We start from the raw sequence: 5,836 nt of genomic DNA, 5'->3' as shown, positions 1-5,836 counted from the left end.
TAGACCACCCCTAGGGTGCGAAAAACTTCGAAACATGACGGTCATGTTTCGAAGTTTTTCGCATATTTTGGGGTGAGTTGTGGGTTCCGGGACACGAAACGCGAGAGTGTGCCGGTTCTGATAAGCTGGCAGACGGCTCGCAACCCGCGTGTCGTTCATCATGTCTCCTTTGGCCTACTTAGGCCAGCCGCTCACGCGGCAGACTGCTTTAGCGAAGGAAGTCTAATGTCAAGCAAGTCACGTACGCGTTCGAAGGTTCGCCTTTCGCGCGCGCTCGGCGTCGCCCTCACCCCGAAGGCGGCCCGCCACCTCGAGAAGCGCCCCTACGCGCCCGGCCAGCACGGCCGCACGAAGCGCAAGAGCGACAGCGACTACGCGGTCCGTCTGCGCGAGAAGCAGCGTCTTCGCGCACAGTACGGCCTCCGTGAGAAGCAGCTCGTCATCACGTTCAACGAGGCTCGCCGTCAGCCGGGTCTGACGGGTGAGAACCTCGTCGAGCTGCTGGAGATGCGTCTCGACTCGCTCGTGCTCCGTGCAGGGTTCGCCCGCACCACGGCGCAGGCTCGTCAGCTCGTCGTGCACCGCCACATCCTCGTGGACGGCAAGATCGTCGACCGCCCCTCGTTCCGTGTGAAGCCGGATCAGCTCGTTCACGTGAAGGAGCGCTCCGAGGCACTCGAGCCCTTCCAGGTCGCAGCAGCGGGCGGTCACGCTCAGGTGCTGCCGGACCTCCCGGGTTACTTGGACGTCGAACTCGACAAGCTGCAGGCGCGGCTCTTGCGTCGCCCGAAGCGCGCCGAGGTGCCAGTCACCTGTGACGTTCAGCTCGTCGTCGAGTACTACTCGGGCCGCTAGGTCACAACGACAGTTTTTTGAGGGTCTCCGCTTGTTCGGCGGGGACCCTCAATCGCTAGGATGGACGGTGCTGCGCTTGCAGCTTTTCAATCCCGCAAGGAGTCGACCGTGAAGAAAGTGTTGTACCTGGCCCTCGGCATAGCCGCGGGTGTCGTCGCCATTCGATTGATTCAGCAGACCCCGCGCGGTCGTGAGATCGTCGACGATGTGGAGCTGCGCATCGGTGAATTCGCGCAGGCGGTGCGTGACGGCTACGTGTCCCGCGAGACAGAGCTCCGCGGCGACTAGCCGATACGCCACGCAACCAGCACCCAACCGCTGCCCTTCCAGAACGGGATAGGGTCGCAAGCGTCAGAAAGCCTTCATGCAGACTTCCGAGATCCGTGACCGCTGGCTCAAGTTCTTTGAGTCGAAGGACCACACCATCGTCCCGAGCTTCTCGCTCATCAGCGACGACCCGGGCATCATGTTCACCGTCGCGGGCATGGTCCCGTTCATCCCGTACCTGACGGGTCGCGTGCCTGCTCCGTATCCTCGAGCTGCGAACGTGCAGAAGTGCATCAGAACCAACGACATAGAAGAGGTCGGCAAGACTCCGCGGCACGGCACGTTCTTCCAGATGGCCGGCAGCTGGTCGTTCGGCGACTACTTCAAGCGCGAAGCGATTCAGTACGCGTGGGAGCTCCTGACGTCCTCCGAAGCGGACGGCGGCTACGGATTCGATGCGAAAGATCTGTGGGTCACGGTCTACCAGACCGACGACGAAGCCGAGCGTCTGTGGCGAGAGCTCACGGACATCCCCGCATCGCGCATTCAACGACTCGGGCTCGAGGACAACTACTGGATGACCGGGCAGCCCGGCCCGGCCGGCCCCGATTCCGAGATCTTCTTCGACCTCGGCCCCGACTATGGTCCTGAGGGCGGCCCCGCAACGGGCAGCGATCGGTACCTCGAGCTCTGGAATCTCGTCTTCATGCAGGACGAAATCACGAACGTGGAGTCGCAAACCGAATTCGACATCGTTGGTGAGCTCCCGAGCAAGAACATCGACACGGGGTTCGGGGTCGAACGCATGGCCTTCCTGAAACAGGGCGTGCGCAACATGTACGAGATCGATCAGGTCCGCCCCGTCCTGGACCTCGCCTCCGACATGTCTGGTCGCCGCTACGGGGCCAGCGGAGAAGACGATGTGCGGCTCCGCATCGTGGCGGATCACGTGCGATCGTCGCTCATGCTGGTGGGGGACGGCGTCACCCCCGGCAATGAGGGCCGCGGGTACGTGCTGCGTCGCCTTATGCGACGGGCCGTGCGGCAGATGCGATTGCTCGGCGTGGAAGAGCCGACGTTCCGCGAGCTGTTCGCGGCCTCCCGTGATGCAATGTCACCGACGTACCCGGAGATCTCGTCCGAATACGGCCGCATCGAGCGTGTTGCGCTCGCCGAGGAGGGCACGTTCCTCAAGACTCTCGAGGCCGGCTCGTCGGTGCTGGACCTCGCGATCGACAGGGTCCGTTCCGACGGTGCGAAGCAGCTTGGCGGCGACACGGCGTTCCTGCTGCACGACAGCTACGGTTTCCCCGTCGACCTGACGTTGGAGATCGCGGAAGAGTCCGGACTGAGCGTCGATCGTGCCGCCTTCGACTCCCTCATGAGCGAACAGCGGCAGCGGGCGAAAGCCGATGCGAAGTCCAAGCGCTCCCAGATCGCGGATCTCTCGGTGTACTCCGACCTGCGTGCGAAGGGCGAAACCGCCTTCCTCGGCTACGACGAGCTCGAGGCGGACGGCGAAGTCATCGGCATCCTGCATAACGGACAGCAGGTACTCGCCGCTTCCGTCGGCGAAGAAGTCGAGGTCGTTTTGACCGCAACGGCGCTGTACGCGGAGGCCGGCGGTCAGGACAGCGATCAGGGCCGCATCGTGGGCCCGACGGGAGAGGCGGATGTTCTCGACGTTCAGCGCCCGGTTCCGGGCCTTGTCAGCCACACCGTACGCGTCGCCGACGGCTCGCTGGAAGTCGGTCAGACACTGCGCACGCAGGTCGACCCCGTCTATCGTTTCGGAGCCACACAGGCACACTCGGCAACGCACATCGTTCATGCAGCCGTTCACCAGCTGCTCGGCAAGGACGCGAGCCAGTCGGGCTCCTTCAATAAGGCCGGCTACATGCGGCTGGACTTCTCGTGGTCGCAGGCGCTCTCTCACGAGACGCGTACCGAGCTGGAAGAAGTGTCGAACCAGGCGGTGGCCGCCGATCTCGAAGTCGTGAGCCGCACGCTACCGCTGGATGAAGCGCGTTCCATGGGCGCTACGGCGCTCTTCGGTGAGAAATACGGCGATACCGTTCGTATGGTGGACATCGGCGGGCCGTGGTCGCGCGAACTCTGCGCAGGCACCCACGTCTCGTCATCGGCCAAGATCGGCCTCATCTCCGTGACGGGTGAATCGAGTGTTTCCGCGTCGTCTCGGCGGGTCGAGGCGCTTGTGGGAACGGATGCTTTCCGTCAGCTCGCCGCGGAACGGGCACTCGTGAACGAACTCACCACGAACCTGAAGACCCCGCGTGAGTTGCTCGTTCCTCGCATTCAGGAGCTCACCGCCGATCTCAAACAGGCACAAAGGCGAATCCAGGAGTTCGAGGCGGCATCGCTTGCGAAGCGTGTCCCGGAGATCGCCGGCAGCGCATCGCGTGTTGGCGACGTCTTGCTTGCAGCCACGAGCGTGGGCATCGTGAATTCCGTTGACGATCTGCGCGCGCTGGTCGGTCAGGTAAGGACGCAGTTCGGGTCGGATGCGGCTGTCGTGGCCCTTGCCGGGGAGGTCAACGGCAAGCCGATGGTCGTCGTCGGCACGAACGAACCCGCACGCGAAGTCGGTGTCAAGGCAGGGCCGCTTGCGAAGACCGCGGCAACCGTGCTCGGCGGCGGCGGCGGCGGCAAGCCGGACATGGCGCAGGGCGGCGGCAGCGACCCGGATAAGATTCCAGCGGCGCTCGACGCCGTCCGCGACGGTATCCACGCGTGAGGCGAGGTGTCCGGTTGGGCGTCGATGTGGGCAGGGCCCGGGTCGGGGTAGCAGCCTCGGACGCCGCCGGTTCACTGGCCATGCCGGTGGAAACGGTACAGCGAGCGAGCGACGCACCCCGAGCGCTCGAGCGCGTACGGGAGCTCGCGGACGAATACGCCGCCGTGGAAATCGTGGTTGGCCTACCGCTTTCCCTCAGCGGCGCCGATACGCCGAGCACGCAGGACGCACGTGATTTCGCGACTCTCCTCGCGCAGGGGAGAACGCCGGTGCGGCTGGTGGACGAGCGGATGAGTACCGTGACCGCACAGGCCGGCATGCGTGCGGCGGGGCGGAAAGCGAAGCGCCAGCGGTCCGTGATCGACCAGGCTGCTGCAGTCGTCATTCTGCAGCACGCGCTGGATGCGGAGCGCGGATCCGGTCGACCTGCCGGTAGCGTCGTTGAGAACGCGCAGGGCGAGGAGGACTGATGGCCAAGGACGAACTGAAGCGTTCAACGTACGTCGAGACGAAGAAGCGCGGGCTCGCACCGCTGCTCATCACGCTCGGTGTCATCCTCGTGCTGGTTATCGGAGGAGCGTTCGGCGTCGAGCGTTTTCTGAACGGTTGGAACGCCGGACCCGAAGACTACGAGGGCGACGGGGTCGACCCCGTCAGCGTGACGATCCCGGAAGGAGCGAACTGGACGGATGCGGCGAACATCCTCGCGGAGGATGACGTCATCGCCTCACCGGAGGCGCTCATCGAAATCGTGATGGAGGACGACTCGATCGCACAACGCTTGCAGCCCGGAACATTCGAGTTGCGGACGCAGATGAGCGCTCAAGCAGCCCTCGATGTCCTGACAGATCCCGCATCGCTGCAGATCTGGACGGTGACGATCCCGGAGGGCTTCGTGATCACACAGCTCTTCGAACGGCTGGCGGAGCACACCGATTTCACGGCTGAGGAGTACGAAGCCGCAGCGGAGGATCCGAGCGCATACGAGGGTGTTTCGGAAGACTCCACGAGTCTCGAGGGCTGGTTGTTCCCGGCGACGTACGAATTCAGCCCCGAATCGACGCCGGAAAGCATCCTGCAGGTCATGGTGGACCGTATGGTGCAGTCCCTCGATCAGCACGGTGTTGCCGAGGACGAACGACACGAAGTACTGACCATGGCTGCCCTCGTACAACGCGAAGGTCGGAGCCACGACGACTTCACGCGCATGAGTCGCGTCTTCTTCAACCGCGTCGAGCAGGGCATGCTGCTGCAGTCCGACGCGACGGTCGCCTACGGCACGGGGCACCTGCACGTCGTCACGACGACTCCCGAGGAGCGTGAGGACGCCGACAACCCGTACAACACCTACGTGCACGAAGGTCTGCCGCCGGGCCCCATCGGAGCTCCCGGAGACGACGCCATCAATGCCGCTCTCAATCCGGCGGACGGCCCGTGGCTCTTCTTCGTCACCGTGAATCCGGAAACGGGGGAGACTCTCTTTGCGGAAACATACGAGGAGCATCAGCAGAACGTGGAGATCTTCCAGCAGTGGCTGCGCGACAACCCCGAGTGGGGATCGTGATTCGCAGTGAAGCTCGGAGTCATCGGAAGCCCCATCGCTCACTCGAAGTCACCGGTCATGCACCTTGCGGCGTATCGCACCCTTGGTCTCCGATGGAGCTATGAGCCGCACGACGTGACGCGCGATTCGTTCGAGACGTTCATGGATGCGCTCCGCGGACAGTGGCGCGGAGTCTCGGTAACGGCGCCGCTGAAGGAGCAAGCTCACGCGTGGGCGCGAGAACTCGATGAGAATGCGCAGCTCACAGGAGCAGCCAACACCGTGCTCGTCCAGTCCAGGCGGGGCTTCAACACGGACGTTACCGGCATCGTTGCTGCGTTCCGACTTGCCGGGCTCACCGACTCCAGCACGGCAGGGATCGTGGGCGGGGGAGCCACGGCGATGAGCGCGCTCGT

At 64.2% G+C, this 5,836-nt stretch carries 5 protein-coding genes and 1 pseudogene; all 6 read left to right on the top strand.

Features of this window, described 5'->3' with window-relative positions; genetic code table 11:
• Positions 1–225 precede the first annotated feature (225 nt).
• Positions 226–855, top strand: coding sequence for a 30S ribosomal protein S4 (rpsD, locus tag Q0O95_RS12980; protein WP_293699445.1), 630 nt, complete (start codon positions 226–228; stop codon positions 853–855).
• Between the two features lie 108 nt (positions 856–963).
• Positions 964–1,143 (top strand): hypothetical protein, encoded by a 180-nt coding sequence (locus Q0O95_RS12975; protein ID WP_293699442.1) that lies wholly within the window; start codon positions 964–966, stop codon positions 1,141–1,143.
• A gap of 76 nt (positions 1,144–1,219) precedes the next feature.
• Positions 1,220–3,877, top strand: coding sequence for an alanine--tRNA ligase (gene alaS, locus Q0O95_RS12970; RefSeq protein ID WP_293699439.1), 2,658 nt, complete (start codon positions 1,220–1,222; stop codon positions 3,875–3,877).
• Positions 3,878–3,891: 14 nt separating this feature from the next.
• Positions 3,892–4,347: a Holliday junction resolvase RuvX gene (ruvX, locus tag Q0O95_RS12965; protein ID WP_293699436.1), complete on the top strand. Its 456-nt coding sequence runs from the start codon at positions 3,892–3,894 to the stop codon at positions 4,345–4,347.
• A complete protein-coding gene (gene mltG / locus Q0O95_RS12960; protein WP_293699433.1) occupies positions 4,347–5,441 on the top strand; it encodes an endolytic transglycosylase MltG in 1,095 nt (364 codons plus the stop codon). Before ruvX ends, mltG begins: the two co-directional genes overlap by 1 nt.
• 6 nt (positions 5,442–5,447) lie before the next feature.
• Positions 5,448–5,836, top strand: a pseudogene (locus tag Q0O95_RS12955) (shikimate dehydrogenase); the annotation flags it as partial.

Source organism: uncultured Agrococcus sp., from assembly GCF_945915485.1.
Taxonomy (GTDB): Bacteria; Actinomycetota; Actinomycetes; order Actinomycetales; family Microbacteriaceae; genus Agrococcus.
The sequence above is the reverse complement of the archived record's forward strand: the minus strand, read 5'-3'. Positions and strand labels throughout refer to the sequence as shown.